The organism is Streptosporangium sp. NPDC049078, assembly GCF_040648855.1.
Taxonomy (GTDB): Bacteria; Actinomycetota; Actinomycetes; order Streptosporangiales; family Streptosporangiaceae; genus Streptosporangium.
Genome location: NZ_JBEZEL010000031.1, coordinates 1 through 19,147 on the forward strand (window position 1 = coordinate 1; position 19,147 = coordinate 19,147).

Sequence of the window (19,147 nt, forward strand, 5' to 3'; positions counted from 1 at the left end):
GCCGGCTCATGCCCCAAGAACACGTTCTCGGCCACACTCAGCCCGTCCACCAGGTCGAGCTCCTGATAGATCGTGGAGATCCCGAGCCTGATCGCGGCGGTCGGGCTCGACAGCCGCACCTCCTCGCCGTTCAGCGTGATCGTCCCCTCGTCGGGCTGGTGGGCACCGGCCAGGGTCTTGATCAGGGTGGACTTCCCGGCACCGTTCTGGCCGAGCAGACAGTGCACCTCGCCGGGCAGCACTTCCAGGTCGACGCCGTCCAGGGCGCGCACTCCGGGGAACTGCTTGACGATCCCTCGCATGAGGAGAAGGGGCGTGACTTCCGACATGGGGCCTCGCTGGTTCATCGTGGGGCCGAGAAGACGTGGTCGCTGCTGAGCCTGGCCGCGCCGACCACGCCGGCGTCGGGTCCCAGCTCGGAGAGCACGATGGGCAGGTTGCCGGTCGCCAGGGGCAGCGACCGCCGGTAGACGACGCTCCTGATCTCCGCCAGGAGGAGGTGGCCCAGCTGGGCCACCCCTCCCGCGATGATCACGAGGCCGGGGTTGAAGAAGCTGACGAGCCCGGCCAGCACCGTGCCGACCCTGCGCCCGCCGTCGCGGATGAGCCGTACCGCGTGGGCGTCGCCCATCTCGGCGGCCGTGGCGACGTCCTCGGCGGTGAGGGTGCCCGTCTCGTCGAGACGGCGGCCCAGATAGACCGAGCGTCCGGCGATGGCCGTGGCCTCCCTGGCGAGGGCGGTCCCGCCGAAGTATGCCTCCAGGCAGCCGACGTTGCCGCAGGCGCAGACGGGTCCCTGGTCGTCGACGCGGATGTGGCCGATGTCGCCCGCGCTGCCGGAGACCCCCCGGTAGATCTTGCCGTCCACCACGATCCCGCAGCCGATGCCGGTGCCGATCTTGACGAGCAGGAAGTCGTCCACCTGCCTGGCCAGCCCGGCGTGGAGTTCGCCGAGGGCCATGATGTTGACGTCGTTGTCGACCACGGCGGGGCAGCCGAGAGCCTGGCCGACCGCCTCCCTGACGGGGTAGCGGTCCCAGCCGGGCATGATCGGGGGGGCGACCGGGACCCCTTCCCGGAAGCTGACCGGCCCGGGAAGGCCGACCCCCGCGCCGTGCAGCTGGATGAACAGTCCCTGCTCACCCAGCTTGGCGATCATCTCCATCGCCTGGTCGAGCACGGCCACGGGGCCGTCGCGCACGTCACACCGCTCGCTCAGGTGGCCGAGGATCTCCAGTTCGCCGTCGGTGACGACCACGTCGATCGAGGTGGCGCCGATGTCGACACCGGCGAAGCGAAGGTCTCCGGAGAGCCGTACCAGGCCGGACCTGCGCCCGCCGCGCGAGGCCGCGAGCCCCGCCTGCTCGGCCAGGCGCAGCTCGATGAGCCGGTCGAGTTCCAGGTTGAGCCGGGAGCGCGACAGGGCGGTCACGTCGCCGAGTTCGGCGCGCGACCGCGCCCTCTCGCGCAACAGCCGGAGAAGCGCGGCTTGGTACGCGTTCTCCGGCCGAGCGACGGTCCGCTTCACAACACCCTCCCTGTTCCGAGCAGGTGTGCAGAAGCTAACCCTCTTTAGACGGATTTGTGAATCACTTTTACCTAACGGTTCGCCGACTTTTGCAGCTATCAGCAAAAGTCGGCGAACTTGACCGCTCCCGTCAGCTCACCCGGGTGAGCCTCCACTGCTGGTTGTTACCGCTTCCGCAGGTGGCCTGGGTGAGTTGCGTGCCGTCCGCGGTCGAGGCGCCGGGCACCTCGAGACACAGGTTGCTCGCGGCCGAGGTGATCTTCCAGGCGCCGTTGGTCCCGGCGGCGAACTTCCACTGCTGGTTGGCGGCATTGTGGCAGGTCCACTGGATGATCGTCGCTCCCGACGCCGTGGAGGCGCCGTTCACGTCCAGGCACTTGCCACTCTGGACACCGGTGAGGGTGAAGGCGCCGCCCGTCGCGGCGGTGAACCTCCACTGCTGGTTCGTGCCGCTGCCGGCCGTCCACTGCAGCACCCTGGCTCCGTCGGCCGTGGACTGGCCCTCCACATCGGCCGCCTTGGAGCTGTGCACGGCGGTCAGCCGGTAGACGCCGCCTGCCACGGGTCCTTCTCCGGTCGACCCCCCCGTCGCGTTCAGGGTGAAGGAGTCGAGGTCGAACTGGTTCGCCGTCGGGTGCTTGAACACCAGGTACAGCGTCTGGCTGCCTGTCAGCGCCGTCACCGAGGTGGCGGCCGTCTGCTGGTAGTTGTTCCAGCCGCCGGTGTTCGGCACGGACGTGGTGGCGAGCAGCTGCCCCGTGGGCGAACCCGCGCGCAGCTCGATGGAGCCACCGGCCGAGGCGGAGGAGAGCCGGTAGCTCACCGACGCCACCCCCTGGACGCTCATCGGCGAGAAGGAGATCCAGTCGTTGTTGGAGATGTCACCGACACGCTTGCCGTTCTGCGCGCCGGCCTGGTCGACGATCCTCACCCCGGACGAGCCGGTGAAGTACTCGGCCTGCTTCTGCCTGGGCTGCAGGATCAGGTTCGCGGTGCTGGACAGGCCGCCCTTGTCGGTGTAGGTCGCGGTGAGGACGTAGAAGGTGTTGGCGTCCGCGTCGTGACCCGAGTTCGTGGTCACCACGGTCCCCGAGCAGCCGGTGAACTGGCCGGTGTCGTGGCTGTGGGTGTCGTGGCCGAGTGCCGTGACCACCGTGACCTTGGAACAGTCGATCGTGCCGTCCTCGGGGTCGGTGACGGTCACCGTGTACTGGACCGAGTCACCGAAGTTGATGGCCGTGCCGTCGGGCGGCGAGCCGAACCTCACCACCGGCGCGGTGTTGCCGACCGTGATCGGCACCGTCGCCGAGCCCTTCTTGCCCGACGGATCGGTGATCGTGAGCTTGGCGGTGTAGTTGCCGTTGGCGGTGTAGGTGAACGAGGGGTTCGCCGCGGTGGAGTCGGTCGTACCGTCGCTGGTGAAGTCCCACGCGTAGGTGAACGCGTCCCCGTCCGGGTCGGCCGAGCCCGCCGAGGAGAACTGGACGGTGAGCGGCGCCTGGCCGGAGGTGGGCGTCCCGCTCGCCTTCGCGACCGGGGCGCGAGAGCCGCCGTTGATGTAGTCGATGCGGTAGACGCCGTCGTCGGGGTTGGTGCCGCCGTAGCCGACCCCCCACTCGATGAGGTACATCGCGCCGTCGGGGCCGAACTTCATGTCGAGCGGCGACCTGAACCCGAGGTTGGACAGGAAGCGGTTGGTCTTCAGCATGTTGCCGCTGCCGTCCAGCCGCATCTCCATCAGGTAGTTGCGGCTCCACTCGTAGAAGAACGGGGTGTCGTCGAAGTAGGCGGGGAACTTCGTCTCCGAGGGGTTCGCCGCGTCGTAGTGGTAGAACGGCCCGCCCATCGGGGCCGCGCCGCCGCCGTTGCCCATCTCCGGCCACTCGGGCACGAGGTGGTAGTTGTACCAGACGGTGGCGGGCTTGACCGCGGGCAGGTTCGTCATACCCGTGTTGTTGGGCGAGGTGTTCACCGGCGCCGAGCAGTTGAACTTCGCCCCCGAGGTGGAGGTGGCGAAGTTGTAGTCGTTGAACGGGATGTTGTTGCCCACGCAGTACGGCCAGCCGTAGAAGCCGGGCGACTTGATCAGGTTCCACTCCACGGTGCCCTCGGGCCCGCGGTTGGCGTTGGCCGACCCCGCGTCGGGGCCGTAGTCGGCCGCCGAGATCCAGCCGGTCTCGGAGTCCACCGAGAACCTGAACGGGTTACGGAAGCCCATCGCGTAGATCTCCGGGCGGGTCTGCGCGGTGCCCGGCGCGAACATGTTGCCCGAGGGGATCGTGTAGGTGCCGTTGCTCTCCGGGTGGATCCGCAGGATCTTGCCGCGCAGGTCGTTGGTGTTGGCGCTGGTCTTCTGCGCGTCGAAGTTGGAGCGGCCGGAACGCTCGTCGATCGGCGCGTACCCGTCGGAGGAGAAGGGGTTGATGTCGTCGCCGACGCCGATGTAGAGGTTCCCGCCCGGCCCGAAGGTGAGATACCCGCCGGTGTGCCCCGGCTCGTCGACCCTGGTCGCGGGGATGGAGAGGAGCTTCTTCTCGCTGGACATGTCCAGGGTGTCGCCGTTCAGGGTGAACCGGGAGACCTGGTTGATCGCCGCGGAACCGGTCGGCGAGTAGTTGAGGTAGACCCAGCGGTTCGTCGCGAAGTTCGGGTCCAGTGCCAGGCCGATCAGCCCGTCCTCACCGCCGGTGTAGACGCTCAGCGTGCCGACGGTCACGATCTGGCCGTTGCTCTTGCGGATGAGCATGAGCTTGCCGGAACGGGCGATGTAGTAGACGTCCCCGTTGGGAGCGATGTCCAGGCCCATCGGCTGGTCGGGCGCGCTGTCGAGCGTCACCTTCTGGTACCGGTTCCACACGGTGCCGCCGCAGTCGCCCGCGGCGTTGCCCGCCGCCCACTTGACACCGCCGAGCACGTGCTGACGGAAGTTGGCCTCGTTGTAGGAGGCACTCTCGTGCCCCATCGCGGTCGCCCACACGCGGCCGCCCTCGGCGTTACGGCACCAGGAGATCGGGTGGTCGGGGCCCATCTTGTTTCCGCCGGCGTCGTAGGTGCTCTCGTCGGCGGCGACCAGGACGTGGACGTCGCCCCGCATGTTCTTGCTGAAGTTGTACCACTCCTCGGTACGCGTCCAGCGGTCGGGCAGGCCCACGGTGGAGGGGTGCTTCTTGTCGAGGACCTTCGCGGTGCCCTGCAGGATGTTGGAGTGCGCGGTCATGTGCGCGCCACCCATGATGAGCTGGTCCCACCAGGGGAACTGCGCCTCGATGTTCATGTCCGTGGTGTTGTGGATCGCGACGATCCCGCCGCCGTTGTTGACGTACCTCTGCATGGCCTGACGCTGGGCGTCGTTGTCCCAGACCATGCCGGAGTTCTGCAACATGATGATCGCGTTGAAGCCCGCCAGGCCCGCGTCGCTGAACACGCTCGAGTTCGCGGACTGGACGACCTCGAAGTCGTTGGCGGCGGCGAGTTGCTGAACCATCGTGACGCCGGACGGGATCGACGCGTGCACGTAGTCGGCGGTCTCGGTGAACAGCAGCACCCGGAAGGCGGCCGCCTTCGCGGCTCCCGCGTTCGCCGAGGCCATCGAGACCCCGGAGACCACGGATAACAGGAGCAGGATGGGGACCATTAAGGCGGTGAGCTGGCGGCGCATGGAATCTCCTGGGGGGTTAAGAAGGACATGCGAAACGAACCGGGCGGCCCTGACGGGCCGAACGGCGCGACGATGCCGGGAGAGAGCGGCAAAAAGTCGAAAAGCCTGGTGGTTTCTGGCTTATTTCCTCTCCATTTCAGGATGGTAAGGATGGGTTCTGACGACAGTCAAGCAAAAGATTGTCCAGTCAAGGCAGAAAGGCGCGCCCCGTACGGCGAAAGCGGCTCCGTCCAGGCAGTCCCTTCAGGCCCCATCGAACGACTCATTTGAATCCCGCATCGCCCGACCCTTTTTTGGTCATCCCAAACCAAACCCGAAACCACCCCGAAAACGTCCTGGACAACAAAAAGGGCGCCCTCCCGCGGAGAGCGCCCTTCGGCGAACGTCGGCCGGCCACCCTGTACCCGCCCGGCCGCCCCGGTCAGGCGGTCAGCGTGCGGCGCTCAGAGCATCGCCTTCATCGAGGCGGTCGCCTGCTCGCCGAGCGTCGTCGGGGTGAGGTACGGCTGCTCGGCGAGGATCGCCTGCCAGTTGTCCCGGATGTCCTCCACGGTGTGGTCGTCCTGCCGCCAGCCGGGCCCCTCGGCCACGAACACCCGCGCGATCCGGCCGCCACCGACGCTGAAGACCTCGCCGCTGGTCTCGCAGGCCTCGTGCGCCAGGAAGGTCACCAGCGCGCTGACCCGCTCCGCGGTGAACTTGGCCTCGAACTCCGCGGGCAGGAGCTCCTCGGTCATCCGGGTCCAGGCGATCGGCGCGATCGCGTTGGCCTTGATCCCGGCCCTGGCACCCTCGATGCCGAGTGTCTTGGTGAGGCCGACCAGCCCCATCTTCGCGGTGGAGTAGTTGGCCTGGCCGAAGTTTCCGAACAGCCCGGCCGGCGAGCTGGTGTTGACGATGCGGCCGTATCCCCGCTCCTTGAGGTGCGGGAAGGCCGCCCGGCTGACCAGGAAGGAGCCCCGGACGTGGACGGCGAGGACCTGGTCGAACTCCTCGACGCTCATCTTGCCGAAGGACCTGTCCCGCAGGATGCCCGCGTTGTTGACGACGATGTCCAGCCGCCCGTAGGTGTCGATCGCGGTCCGCACGATCGCCTGGGCCCCCTCGGGGGTCGCGACGTTGTCGGTGCTGGCGGTCGCCTCCCCGCCGGCCTTCCTGATCAGCTCGACCACCTCGGCGGCCGGGCCCTCGGAGGCGCCGGTGCCGTCCAGCGCCCCGCCCAGGTCGTTGACGACCACCTTCGCGCCGCGCTCGGCGAGCGACAGCGCGTGCGAGCGGCCGAGTCCGTGCCCCGCGCCGGTGATGACCGCGACCCTGCCGTCAAACCGCAGCTCTGACATCCGCAATCCTCCCACGAGAACATAATTCTAGTCGTCTGAACAATAGCCCGCCCGACCCTCGCGATGCCATGGGTACCCCCGGGAGGTCACCTCACGACGGAGTCCGCGAAACCTTCCCGGACACCGCTCGCGAAACCGGGGCGAGCCGTCGGCGACCCCCTCGGCACCGTCGCGGGGACCATTACCGAGAAAGGCGCGCGGCGGTAACCGAGAATGCCGGAGATCATTGCGCATAGTAAGCACCCGTGTTAATTTCTGCTAAAGTTTTTGCCTCACACGGGCGAGGGTCAACGACGACACCCCTCACTTTTTCCCAGTAAGGCCCCGCCCAATATTTTGGGCTGGAGGCCCTGTATGTCCTTATCGCCGCCCCTGCGCGTGGTCCAGTGGGCCACGGGCGCCGTCGGCAGATACTCCCTGCGCAGCCTGATCACCCGGCCGGAATTCGAACTCGCCGGGGTTCTGGTCTACGACCCGGACAAGGTGGGACAGGACGCGGGCACCCTCGTGGGGCTCCCCGAGGCCGGTGTCGTCTGCACCGACGACGTCGAGGAGATCCTCGCCGCGAAGGCCGACTGCGTGCTGCACATGCCCCTGCCGGCGTCCTACTTCGGCGGGGAGCATCCGAGCGACGTGGAGACCATCTGCGCGCTGCTCGCCACCGGCAAGAACGTCATCACCACCACCGGGTTCGTGTATCCCAAGTGCTACGGCCCCGGAGTGGTGGAGCGGCTGGAGGCCGCCTGCCGCACGGGGGGATCGTCCCTGCACGGCACCGGCGTCAACCCGGGCTTCATGAGCGACGTGCTGCCGCTCACGCTGACCGGCCTGTCCAGCCGCGTCGACCACATCTACGTCCGGGAGTCGTCCGACTTCCGGGGCCACCCGTCCCGGCAGATCGTGGTGGATCTGTTCGGCTTCACCCGTTCGGCCAAGGACTACGTCGCCGCGGTGCGCCCCTTCCGCGCCTTCCAGCGCTCGCTGTTCGCCGAGAGTGTCCAGTTCGTGGCCGACAACCTCGGCGTGGCCCTCGACGAGGTCGAGGAGAGCGACGAGTTCGAGCTCGCCGCGGAGGAGTTCGAGATCGCCGCGGGACCGGTCAGGGCGGGCACCGTGTGCGCGTCCCGCTGGATGTTCAGCGGGCTGGTCCGCGGCCGTCCCTTCATGACCGTGGAGTGCGTCTACAAGGCCGACGCCACCCGGGTGCGACGCTGGGCCGACCCCGGCTTCAGCGTCCACATCGAGGGCGTTCCCCAGCTGATGCTCACGGTCGACGAGATCTCCCACGGCCTGGCCGGCGCCGCCGCCCACGCCGTCAACTCCGTCGCCGCCCTCTGCGCCGCCCCGCCGGGCATCCACACCGCGCTGGATCTCCCCCTCGCCACCGGCCGGGGCACCGTCCGCCTCGCCTGAGGATCCTCCTCGGCCCCCTCCGAGGCGTCCCCAGAGCGACACTTAGCGCCTTTACCGAATAAGCGGATATAAGCGGATTTATGGATGCGTCGACCTGCTGATCACCGGCTCCGCACCGCGTTTTTCCCGTTCTGCCGTTCCCGGTTCCCCTGTCTCACCGCCCTCTCCGGCCAGACCCGTGAGACGTTCCCGCGAGCCCGGCCGGAGAATTCCCAAAAAATCAGGGGTGCGGGATGAAACGCCCGAAACGGCCCTGGTGATACAGGAGCGGGCGCCCGCCGGGTTCGAGGCCGGTCTCGATGACGAGCCCGACGACGAGAACGTGGTCGCCGATGTCGACGGTGGAGTGGGGGGCGCAGACCAGGTGGGCCGAGACACCGCCCAGCAGTGGGGTGCCCAGGTGCCCGGGGGTCCAGGAGGTGGGAGCGGCGAAGCGGTCGACGCCCTTCCTGGCGAAACGTGAGGCGACCTCGGCCTGGTCGCTGGCCAGGACGTTCACCGCGAAGTGATCGGCCTGCCTGAGCCGGGGCCAGGTCGTGGAGGATCGGTCCACGTAGAAGGAGACCAGCGGGGGTGTGAGGCTCACGGACGAGAACGAGGTGGCGGTGAGCCCGACCGGTACGCCGTTCACCTGCGCGGTGACGACGACGACCCCCGCCGCGTGGACGGCGAGCGCCCGCCGGAAGCTCTCCGCGTCGACCGCGCGGCCCGACAGTGTCTCGGTCATGAAACCTCGCTCATGACGATGTGGGGTACCACCAAGATGCTCCACTTGGTCACTTTTCCCCCTCCGAGGAACAAAGGACACCTTTCAAAACCCATTACGTCCGTCATCTCTTCCCGGTGTCACGTACGGACCCTTTCCCCGAACGCCGCGGCCACCTGCGGGCCGACCCGGTCGGCCCACGGCCCGAGGACGGCGTCGAGGTCGGGAATCCGCGACTCCAGCACCGCGAGGCCCGGTGTGGGAACGGTCGCACCGAGCTCCACCAGCAGCGGCCGGAGGTGGACCTCCACCGCGAGCGAGTGTTTGGCGTCACCCATCACCAGGAGCGGAAGTGCGACGGCGGAGGCGAGCGCGCCGCCCGGCAGCCGGTCGAGAAAGACCTTGAGCAGGCCGGTGTAGGTGGCCTTGTAGGTCGGGCTCGCCACCACCAGCACGTCGGCCCCGGCGACCAGCTCCAGTGCGGCCTTCACCTCCGGCGCCGTCTCGGGGGCGAACAGCAGCGGGGCGAGGACCGCGAGGTCGACGACCTCCGGAGCCTCCCCGTCCCCGATCCGCGGGGCGACGGCCTCCGCCGCCCGTACGGCCACCGCGAGGGTGCGCGATCCCGGTCGGGGGTTTCCCACCACGGTCACGATGCTCATGAGGCCACCGGTGCTTTCTGGTCATGGTCGATGTCGGAACGGAGAAGTCTCCACACCTCGTGGCGGTGCTCGCCGAAGCGGGAACCACCCCTCGGGTCACCTTCGCGGGCGCCGAGATCCACCTCGACGACCCCCCGGATCCGGCCGGGCCTGGCGGTCATCACCGCGACCCGCCGGCCGAGACAGACGGCCTCGTCGAGGCTCCGGGTGGCGAACAGGAGCGTCGTGCCGGTCTTCTGCCAGATTCGCAGCAGCTCCTCCTGGAGCGACTCCCGGGTCCCGGCGTCCAGCGCGGCGAACGGCTCGTCGAGCAGCAGCAGGGCCGGATCCGTCGCGAGGCTCCTGGCGATGGCGACACGCTGGGGCATGCCGTGGGCGAGCTCGTGGGGGTAGCGGTCGCCGAGCCCGCCCAGCCCCACCAGGTCCAGATACTCCCTGGCCAGGTCGGCGCGCTCCCGCCTCGTGGCGGCCCTGCCCTCCAGCGCGAACTCGATGTTGGACAGCGCGGTGCGCCAGGGGAACAGCGCGTACTGCCGCAGGACGACCCCCCGGTCGAGGCCGGGCCCTTCGAGGGGGATCCCGTCCAGCAGGATCCGGCCGGCGGTCGGGGCGGCGAGCCCCGCGATCAGGTCGAGGAGGGTGGACTTACCGCAGCCGCTCGGCCCGACGAGGGTGAGCAGTTCCCCCTCCCGTACGTCGAGGTCGACGCCGGCGAGGGCGGCGAAGGAACGCCGGGTGTCACGGCCGGCGAACTCCTTGCCGACCCCCTGGATTCTGAGCTTCATCGGGCACCCCCGAGACGGGTGCCGCCGAGGGCGGGAACATGTCCGATCTTGAGCACGATATGCGTCCTGTGAGATATGGGAGGAGACTGCGGGTCGATTCGTGATCACGGACACTGCGCGCTGAACACGCGGCAGAGATCGACGTGCGTGCACCGAGTCAGATAGACGCCCATAACAGAGAAACTACGCACCACCCGGCGGCAAGTCAATATTTCCTACTGGTTGTACATGAAATACCTCGCGAGGAACGTACGACCGGCCGGATCACGCCCCCCGAAGGTCACGTACCGTCGAAGGATGAAACTGGAAAAGGAGATCTCCGGCGGCCGCTTCGAGAGGCAGCCGAACCGGTTCACGGCGCGGATCGAGGAGGGCGGCGAGCACCCGCCCGAGCCGGGCCGCTACCAGATCTACGCCTCCTACGCCTGCCCCTGGGCGCACCGCTCGCTCATCGTCCGCGAGCTACTGGGCCTGCGGGAGGTGGTCGGGGTGACGATCGTCGACCCGATCAGGGACGAGAAGGGCTGGCGGATCCCCGGGGGCGACCCGGTGACCGGGGTGGAGTACCTCTCCGAGCTCTATCTGGCGACCGACCCCGGCTACGAGGGCCGCTACACGGTGCCCTGCGTCTGGGACATCACCGCCGGGCGCATGGTCACCAACGACTACCCGCAGATCACCCTCACCCTGGAGACGGCCTTCGCGCCCTGGCACGCCGAGGGTACGCCCGACCTCTACCCGCGGGAGCTGCGCGAGGAGATCGACGCGCTCAACGAGGTGATCTTCCAGGGGCTCAACAACGGCGTCTACCGCGCCGGGTTCGCCCGCTCGCAGGAGGCGTACGACGAGGCGGTCACCGATGTGTTCGCCACGCTCGACCTGCTTGAGGAGCGGCTGTCCACCCGCCGCCGCCTGCACGGCGACGCGCTCACCGAAAGCGACGTGCGGCTCTACCCGACGCTCGCCAGGTTCGACGCCGTCTACAACTCGCACTTCAAGTGCTCGGTTCGGCGGCTGAGCGACTATCCGGTCCTGTGGGCCTACGCCCGCGAGCTGTACGCCATCCCCGCGTTCCGCGACACGACCGACTTCGATCAGATCAAGCGGCACTACTTCGTGACCCAGACGAACGTCAACCCCAGCGGGATCGTGCCACGGGGGCCGGAGATCGACTGGACCGCTCCCTGAGGGAATGCCCGGTGACGTGAAAGTTTCATCCGACAAATCGGTCATTCCCCGGGTCGGCGGGCGGGTCGGGAGGGGTAACGGTTGACGATCGGCGAAACGCGCTGGAAACATCGGGCACCCAGGTTGTGGGAGCGCTCCCACTTGGATCTCTCCGACCGGGATCCTCGGACCCGTGCTCCCACAACCTGGAACCTCCCCCCGCCCAAAGGATCCTCCGTGCGCAGACCTCCCGCCTGGCTCGCCCTCGCCACGGCCGTGACCATGATGACCCTGACCCCCCTGCCCGCAGTGGCCGACGGCCCAGAACAGATCGTCAACGGCACCTTCGACAGCGGCACCGCCCCCTGGTGGAGCACCGGCAACACCACGCTGGAGGTCGAAGACGGCCGCCTGTGCGCCGACGTCCCCGGCAACACCGTCAACCCGTGGGACGTCATCGTCGGCCAGAACGACATCCCCCTGGTCAAGGACGAGACGTACGAGTTCTCCTTCTTCGGGATCGCGACGCCCGGCCGGGTGGTCAAGGCCCTCGTCCAGCTGCCGGTGGACCCCTACACGCAGTACCTGGCGGCCAATCCCGAGCTGAGCGTGTCCGGTAACGACTACCGCTACACCTTCACCTCGCCCGTGGACCTGCCGAACGGGCAGGTGGCGTTCCAAATCGGGGGCAGCGCCACCCCCTGGAGGTTCTGCGTGGACAACGTCTCACTGAAGGGCGGTGCCGAGCCCGAGGTCTACGAGCCGGACACCGGACCCCGCGTCCGGGTGAACATGGTCGGCTACCTGCCCTCCGGGCCGAAGAACGCCACCCTCGTCACCGAGAAGACGGAATCGACCGGCTGGAAGCTCAAGCGCGGCGGGGAGACCGTCGCCGAGGGTGACACCCTCCCGCGCGGTGTCGACGAGAGCTCGGGCCAGAACGTGCACTCGATCGACTTCGGCACGGTCACCACGCCCGGCACCGGCTACACCCTGGAGGCAGACGGCGAGACCAGCCGGCCCTTCGACATCGGCGCGGACGTCTACAGCGACCTCAGGACCGACGCGCTGAAGTTCTACTACACCCAGCGCAGCGGCATCCCGATCCTCGACGAGCTCCGCCCCGGCTACGGAAGGCCCGCCGGGCACATCGGGGTCGCCCCCAACAAGGGTGACATCGAGGTGCCCTGCCAGCCGGGCGTCTGCGACTACACGCTGAACGTCAAGGGCGGCTGGTACGACGCGGGTGACCACGGCAAGTACGTCGTCAACGGCGGCGTCTCCGTCCACCAGCTGATGTCCGCCTTCGAGCGCGCCAAGACCGACGGCGTCCACAAGGACGGCGACCTCGACATCCCCGAGAGCGGCAACGGGGTGCCCGACATCCTCGACGAGGCCCGCTGGGAGCAGGAGTTCCTGCTCAGCATGCAGGTCCCCGACGGGAAGCCGTACGCGGGAATGGCCCACCACAAGATCCACGACGCCGCGTGGACCGGCCTGCCCCTCATGCCCCACCTGGACCCCCAGCCGCGCGAGCTGCACCCGGTCTCCACGGCCGCCACCCTCAACCTGGCCGCCACGGCGGCCCAGGCCGCCCGTCTCTTCGCCCCCTACGACGCCGCGTTCGCCGCGCGCAACCTCGCCGCGGCGAGGAAGGCGTGGGCGGCGGCGAAGGCGAACCCCACCCGGTACGCGGACCCCGCCGACGGGATAGGCGGCGGCGCCTACAACGACGACAACGTGACCGACGAGTTCTACTGGGCCGCCGCCGAGCTCTACATCGCCACCGGCGAGAAGGAGTTCAAGGACTACGTGCTCGCCTCGCCGCACCACACCGGCGACATCTGGCGTGACCGGGGCTTCGACTGGGGCAACACCGCCCAGCTCGGCCGCCTGCAGCTGGCGACCGTGCCCAACGCGCTCCCCGACCGGGCGCGGGTGCGCGAGTCGATCCTGGAAGGCGCGGACAAGTATCTCGCCGTCCAGAAGGCCCACCCGTACGGCGTTCCCTACAACCCGGCGGAGTACGACTGGGGTTCCAGCCACCAGGTGATCAACAACATGGTCGTGATGGCCGTCGCCCACGACCTGAGCGGCGAGGCGAAGTACCACGAGGGGGTGCTTGAGGGGCTGGACTACATCTTCGGCCGCAACGCGCTCAACCAGTCGTACGTGACCGGCTACGGCGAGGTCGCCTCCAAGAACCAGCACAGCCGCTGGTACGCCCACCAGCTCGACCCGTCCCTGCCCAACCCGCCGCGCGGCACCCTGGCCGGAGGCCCGAACTCCTCCATCCAGGACCCGGTCGCCCAGGCCAAGCTGCAGGGCTGCAAGCCCCAGTTCTGCTACATCGACGACATCGAGTCGTGGTCCACCAACGAGCTGACGATCAACTGGAACTCCCCGCTCGCCTGGATCGCCTCCTACCTCGAGACCCCCGCCGCCGCCCCCGGTACGTGCAAGGTCACCTACACCAACCACGGCCAGTGGCCCGACGGGTTCAACACCCAGGTCACCCTCACCAACAACGGGACCGAGACGATCGACGGCTGGACCCTCAGCTGGTCCTTCCTGGGCGGCCAGAGCGTACGGCAGCACTGGAGCACCGCGATCACCCAGGACGGCTCGACCGTGACCGCGAAGAACCTCGCCTGGAACAAGACCATCAAGCCCGGCGGATCGATCACCTTCGGCTTCCTCGGCGCCGACGCCCCCGGCCCCAACCCCCGACCGGACCGCTTCCTCCTCAACGGCAACCTCTGCACGTGACCCAGGTGATGTGAGCCCATACGTCCACAATCAGAAGCTCAAGCCCGTGACCTGCGCTTATCAATGTTGAGGTATCACGGATCATATGGTCGATGACATATAGCCTCACGGACCGTGAGGCTATATGTCATCGAGATCGAGCAGGACTGAGTGGGGCATGGCTCACAACACAGCTCACAACACGTGGGAGCGGACGGGCGCCGAGCGCCGAGCCGACGTCTACCAGGAGGCCCGTGAGGCGTTGCTTCTGGGTCAGCAGGTCTACAACCGCCGGACGGAGCTCGGCCTTTCCCAGGCCGAACTGGCCGAGCGGGCCGGAATGACCCAACCGCAGGTGGCCCGTCTGGAAACAGGGGGGGCACCCCGACTTTGGCGCTGCTCCGGCGCCTCGCGAGAGCACTGGACGCCGAGTTGAACGTCACCTTCACCCCCCACGCGGCCGCCTGACGCCACTTCAAGGTGGCGGGGGCGCCCTAAACTGGGGCCGTGATCGAGGACATCCGGGTGGATCCCGCCGTCAGCGCGCTCAGGCCCGACTTCGGGGTGCTGGTGATGGGGGTGTACGGGCTGCGCAACGGGCCCACCGACGACAGGTCGCGGGCCTGGCTGGCGGAGGCGGCGGAGAAGGCCGTGGCGACCGACGACCCGAGGATCGAGTCGTGGCGGGAGGCCTACCGGGGGTTCGGGGCGAAGCCGCAGCGGACCAGGCCGTCGGTGGACGCCCTGGTCAGGCGGATGCCGCCGCCGGAGATCAACAAGGTGGTCGACGCCTACAACGCGATCAGCGTCAGGCACGGCCTGCCGATCGGCGGGGAGGACCTCGCCCGCTACGAGGGAACGGCGAGGCTGGTGCGCGCGAGCGGCGACGAGCCGTTCGAGGTCGTCGAGAAGGGCGAGCCCGCGATCGACCGTCCGGAGGCCGGCGAGGTCGTCTGGCGCGACGACAGGGGCGTCACCTGCCGCCGCTGGAACTGGCGGCAGTGCGTCCGCACCCGGATCACCGAGGAGACGACGGACGCGCTGTTCCTGCTGGAGCGGCTCGCGCCCCTGTCGGCGGAGGAGCTTCGCGCGGCCGGGGACGAGCTGGCCGGGCTTCTCGAAGATGTCACTCCGGGGATACGGGTGGAGTCCCGGCTGATCTGGCCGAGCTGATCATGCCCGCCGTACCGGGCTGACCAGCGGCTCAGCGAGTAAACGGTTACCCGGTGAGTGACCGTTTTAACCCGTACTGAGAGGATCGGCAAGGAAGCTGTCGTCAGACTGGCGCAGGTCCGAGCCAAGGCGAGTAGCCTTGGACAGGTTCTCTATCATCAACGCCGATCTGCGGAAGAGGGCGATTTCCGCCGTGTCGTCTGAGTCGTCGCGGACAAACCCGCTGGCAGCCTTTGGTCAGAACGAATGGCTTGTCGACGAGCTGTACCAGAAGTACCTCCAGGACCCCGAGTCGGTCGACCGGGCCTGGTGGAACTTCTTTGCCGACTACAGCCCTGATTCGGGGTCCGGCCGTGCCGCCGCGCCCCGTTCGGGGTCCGGCGATGCAGCCGCATCCCAGGGGGCGGCCGCCGCCGCGTCCGCTCCACCGACACCAGCTGCGCCCTCGGCCCCTCCGGCCGCGGCTCGGGCCACCCCGGCCCCCGCGGCGACGACCCCGGCACCGGCGGCGGCCAAGCCCGCCCCGGCCGCCCGACCCAAGCAGGAGACGCAGTTGCCCGCCCCCGCCGGTGCCGAGGAAGTCCGACTGCGCGGCGCCGCCGCGAGGACCGCGGCCAACATGGAGGCCAGTCTCGTTGTCCCGACGGCGACCAGCGTGCGCGCGGTCCCGGCGAAGCTCCTCATCGACAACCGGATTGTGATCAACAACCACCTGTCCCGCGGCCGCGGCGGCAAGGTGTCGTTCACGCACATCATCGGCTACGCGGTGATCAAGGCCCTCAAGGTCCTGCCGGAGATGAACCACTCCTACTCCGAGGTCGACGGCAAGCCGGTGCTGGTCAAGCCCGAGCACGTCAACCTGGGCCTCGCCATCGACGTCGCCAAGAGCGACGGCACCCGCCAGCTCCTGGTGCCGTCGATCAAGGCGACCGAGGGGATGGACTTCCGCCAGTTCTGGGTCGCCTACGAAGAGGTCGTGCGCAAGGCGAGGGCGGGCAAGCTGGGGGTCGACGACTTCAGTGGCACGACGATCTCGCTGACCAACCCGGGCACCATCGGCACCGTGCACTCGGTGCCGCGCCTGATGCCGGGGCAGGGCACGATCATCGGCGTCGGCGCGATGGAATACCCCGCCGAGTACCAGGGGGCCTCCCCCGACACGCTCTCCCGCCTCGCGGTGAGCAAGGTCATGACGATCACCAGCACGTACGACCACCGCATCATCCAGGGCGCCCAGTCGGGCGACTTCCTGCGGCAGGTCCACCGGCTGCTGCTCGGCGAGGACGGCTTCTACGACGAGATCTTCGAAGCCCTCCGGATCCCGTACGAGCCGATCCGCTGGGTGCAGGACATCTCCACCACCCACGACGACGACGTGGCGAAGTCGGCCCGGGTCATCGAGCTCATCCACGCCTTCCGGGTCCGCGGCCACCTCATGGCCGACACCGACCCGCTGGAGTACAAGCAGCGCAAGCACCCCGACCTCGACATCAAGTCGCACGGCCTGACCCTGTGGGACCTGGAGCGCGAGTTCGCCACCGGCGGCTTCGGCGGCCGGCCCCTGATGAAGCTGCGCGAGATCCTCGGCGTGCTGCGTGACTCCTACTGCCGCACCATCGGCGTCGAGTACATGCACATGCAGAACCCCGAGGAGCGTGCCTGGATCCAGGCCCGCATCGAGCGCCCGCACGCCAAGCCCGACCGCACCGAGCAGCTGCGCGTCCTGGAGCGGCTGAACACCGCCGAGGCGTTCGAGACGTTCCTGCAGACGAAGTTCGTCGGGCAGAAGCGCTTCTCGCTGGAGGGCGGCGAGTCGCTGATCCCGCTGCTCGACTCGGTGCTGAGCTCCGCGGCCGAGGAGCGGCTCGACGAGGCCGTGATCGGCATGGCCCACCGCGGGCGCCTCAACGTGCTCGCCAACATCGTCGGCAAGTCGTACGGGCAGATCTTCGGCGAGTTCGAGGGCAACATCGACCCGCGCAGCGCCCACGGCTCCGGTGACGTGAAGTACCACCTGGGCGCCGGCGGCGACTTCGTCTCGCCCGACGGCTCCAAGCTCAAGACCTCGGTCGTGGCCAACCCCTCCCACCTGGAGACGGTCGACCCGGTCCTGGAGGGCGTGGTCCGCGCCAAGCAGGACCTCCTGGAGCGCGGCGAGGAGGGCTTCACCGTCCTGCCGGTGCTCGTCCACGGCGACGCGGCCTTCGCGGGCCAGGGCGTGGTGGCCGAGACGCTCAACCTGTCGCAGCTGCGGGGCTACCGCACCGGCGGCACCGTGCACATCGTGGTCAACAACCAGGTCGGCTTCACCACCAGCCCGGCCAGCTCGCGTTCCAGCGTGTACGCCACCGACGTGGCCCGGATGATCCAGGCCCCGATCTTCCACGTCAACGGCGACGACCCCGAGGCCGTGGTCAGGGTCGGCAGGCTCGCGTTCGAGTACCGCCAGGCGTTCCGCAAGGACGTGGTGATCGACCTCATCTGCTACCGGCGCCGCGGCCACAACGAGTCCGACAACCCGGGCTTCACCCAGCCACTGATGTACGACCTGATCGACGCCAAGCGCTCCACCCGCAAGCTCTACACCGAGGCGCTGATCGGCCGGGGCGACATCACGGTGGAGGAGGCCGAGGGCGCGCTCCGCGACTACCAGGCCAAGCTGGAGAACGCCTTCGCCGAGACCCGCGCGGCGGCCAAGGACCCGACGGGCGAGTTCTCCCGTCCGGTCGACATGGAGACCGTCCCCTGGTCGCACGAGGACGTCAAGACGGCCGTCTCCGAAGAGGTCGTCAAGCGGATCGTGGAGACCCAGCTCAACATGCCCGAGGGCTTCACCGTCCACCCGCGCCTGCTGCCGGTGCTGCAGCGTCGCGGGCAGATGGTCGCCGAGGACCGCATCGACTGGGGCATGGGCGAGACCCTCGCCTTCGGCTCGCTGCTGATCGACGGCCACCCGGTCCGCCTCGTCGGCCAGGACTCGCGGCGCGGCACGTTCACCCAGCGGCACGCCGTGCTGGTCGACCGTGTCACGGGCGAGGAGCACACCCCGCTCAAGACGTTCAACCAGGGCACCACGAAGTTCTACGTCTACGACTCCCTGCTGAGCGAGTACGCCGCGCTCGGCTTCGAGTACGGCTACAGCGTGGAGCGGCCCGAGGCGCTGGTCGCCTGGGAGGCGCAGTTCGGCGACTTCGTCAACGGCGCCCAGTCGATCATCGACGAGTACATCACCTCGGGTGAGCAGAAGTGGGGCCAGCGCTCCGGCGTCGTCCTGCTGCTGCCGCACGGCTACGAGGGTCAGGGCCCCGACCACTCCTCGGCCCGCATCGAGCGCTTCCTGCAGATGTGCGCCCAGGACAACATGACCGTGGCCCAGCCCACGCTCCCGGCCAACTACTTCCACCTGCTGCGCTGGCAGACGCTGTCGAACCGGCACCGCCCGCTGGTGGTGTTCACGCCCAAGTCGCTGCTGCGGCACAAGGCGGCGATCTCGGCGGTGAGCGACTTCACCTCGGGGTCGTTCCGGCCGGTGCTCGGCGACACCACGGCTCCCCCGGCCGAGGTGCGCAAGGTCGTGCTGGTCTCCGGCAAGCTCTACTACGACCTCGCGGCGGCCCGCGACAAGCAGGGCCGCAACGACGTGGCGATCGTCCGCCTTGAGCGGCTCTACCCGTTCCCCGGCGACCCGCTGGAGGCCGAGCTGAGCCGCTACTCCGCCGACATCGAGCTGGTGTGGGCGCAGGACGAGCCGCTCAACATGGGTCCGTGGCCGTTCCTGGGGCTGAAGATGGCCGAGAATCCGGGTGTCTTCGGCGGGCGTTCGATCAAGCGGGTCTCCCGCAAGGCCAACTCCTCCCCGGCGACCGGCTCGCACTCCACCCACGAGGTCGAGCTGCAGCAGATGCTCGGCGAGATCTTCGGCTAGGCGACCGGCAGGTCCAAGACAGGCGTCACCACGGAAGTCCCC

At 68.6% G+C, this 19,147-nt stretch carries 13 protein-coding genes; 6 read left to right on the forward strand and 7 right to left on the reverse strand.

The window, feature by feature from the left end:
* The 4 genes from AB0B90_RS37315 to AB0B90_RS37330 form a co-directional block, all read right to left on the reverse strand.
* Positions 1-329 (reverse strand): ATP-binding cassette domain-containing protein (locus AB0B90_RS37315; RefSeq protein WP_362926604.1); only part of this gene is annotated, 329 nt, incomplete at its 3' end.
* Between the two features lie 14 nt (positions 330-343).
* Complete coding sequence (locus tag AB0B90_RS37320) at positions 344-1,528, reverse strand: ROK family protein (RefSeq protein WP_350949742.1); 1,185 nt, start codon at positions 1,526-1,528, stop codon at positions 344-346.
* 130 nt (positions 1,529-1,658) lie between these two features.
* Positions 1,659-5,186 (reverse strand): ThuA domain-containing protein, encoded by a 3,528-nt coding sequence (locus AB0B90_RS37325; protein ID WP_350949743.1) that lies wholly within the window; start codon positions 5,184-5,186, stop codon positions 1,659-1,661.
* Positions 5,187-5,629: 443 nt separating this feature from the next.
* The gene (locus AB0B90_RS37330) at positions 5,630-6,526 is read right to left on the reverse strand and encodes an SDR family oxidoreductase (RefSeq protein WP_350949744.1); all 897 of its coding nucleotides are present in this window, start codon (positions 6,524-6,526) and stop codon (positions 5,630-5,632) included.
* 354 nt (positions 6,527-6,880) lie between these two features.
* Here AB0B90_RS37330 and AB0B90_RS37335 point away from each other — a divergent pair, with 354 nt between their 5' ends.
* A complete protein-coding gene (locus AB0B90_RS37335) occupies positions 6,881-7,939 on the forward strand; it encodes a dihydrodipicolinate reductase (RefSeq protein ID WP_362926607.1) in 1,059 nt (352 codons plus the stop codon).
* A 220-nt stretch (positions 7,940-8,159) separates the two neighbouring features.
* Here the strand turns inward: AB0B90_RS37335 and AB0B90_RS37340 are convergent, their stop codons facing one another.
* The 3 genes from AB0B90_RS37340 to AB0B90_RS37350 form a co-directional block, all read right to left on the reverse strand.
* Positions 8,160-8,666 (reverse strand): flavin reductase family protein, encoded by a 507-nt coding sequence (locus AB0B90_RS37340; protein WP_350949746.1) that lies wholly within the window; start codon positions 8,664-8,666, stop codon positions 8,160-8,162.
* Positions 8,667-8,785: 119 nt separating this feature from the next.
* Positions 8,786-9,307 (reverse strand): NADPH-dependent FMN reductase, encoded by a 522-nt coding sequence (locus tag AB0B90_RS37345; RefSeq protein WP_362926609.1) that lies wholly within the window; start codon positions 9,305-9,307, stop codon positions 8,786-8,788.
* A complete protein-coding gene (locus tag AB0B90_RS37350; protein WP_350949748.1) occupies positions 9,304-10,092 on the reverse strand; it encodes an ABC transporter ATP-binding protein in 789 nt (262 codons plus the stop codon). The genes AB0B90_RS37345 and AB0B90_RS37350 overlap by 4 nt, the downstream gene beginning before the upstream one ends.
* Positions 10,093-10,389: 297 nt before the next feature.
* Between AB0B90_RS37350 and AB0B90_RS37355 the strand changes: the two genes are divergently transcribed.
* The 5 genes from AB0B90_RS37355 (at position 10,390) to AB0B90_RS37375 (ending at position 19,105) form a co-directional block, all read left to right on the forward strand.
* Positions 10,390-11,280 (forward strand): glutathione S-transferase C-terminal domain-containing protein, encoded by an 891-nt coding sequence (locus AB0B90_RS37355; protein ID WP_362926612.1) that lies wholly within the window; start codon positions 10,390-10,392, stop codon positions 11,278-11,280.
* A 261-nt stretch (positions 11,281-11,541) separates the two neighbouring features.
* Positions 11,542-14,028: a glycoside hydrolase family 9 protein gene (locus AB0B90_RS37360; protein ID WP_350949801.1), complete on the forward strand. Its 2,487-nt coding sequence runs from the start codon at positions 11,542-11,544 to the stop codon at positions 14,026-14,028.
* 157 nt (positions 14,029-14,185) lie between these two features.
* Positions 14,186-14,443 carry a helix-turn-helix domain-containing protein gene (locus AB0B90_RS37365; protein WP_362926614.1) on the forward strand — a complete coding sequence of 86 codons (258 nt, stop codon included), beginning with the start codon at positions 14,186-14,188 and terminating at the stop codon, positions 14,441-14,443.
* A 71-nt stretch (positions 14,444-14,514) separates the two neighbouring features.
* Complete coding sequence (locus AB0B90_RS37370) at positions 14,515-15,180, forward strand: phenylalanine--tRNA ligase beta subunit-related protein (RefSeq protein ID WP_350949751.1); 666 nt, start codon at positions 14,515-14,517, stop codon at positions 15,178-15,180.
* A gap of 193 nt (positions 15,181-15,373) precedes the next feature.
* A complete protein-coding gene (locus AB0B90_RS37375) occupies positions 15,374-19,105 on the forward strand; it encodes a multifunctional oxoglutarate decarboxylase/oxoglutarate dehydrogenase thiamine pyrophosphate-binding subunit/dihydrolipoyllysine-residue succinyltransferase subunit (protein WP_350949752.1) in 3,732 nt (1,243 codons plus the stop codon).
* The last annotated feature ends 42 nt before the right edge of the window (positions 19,106-19,147 follow it).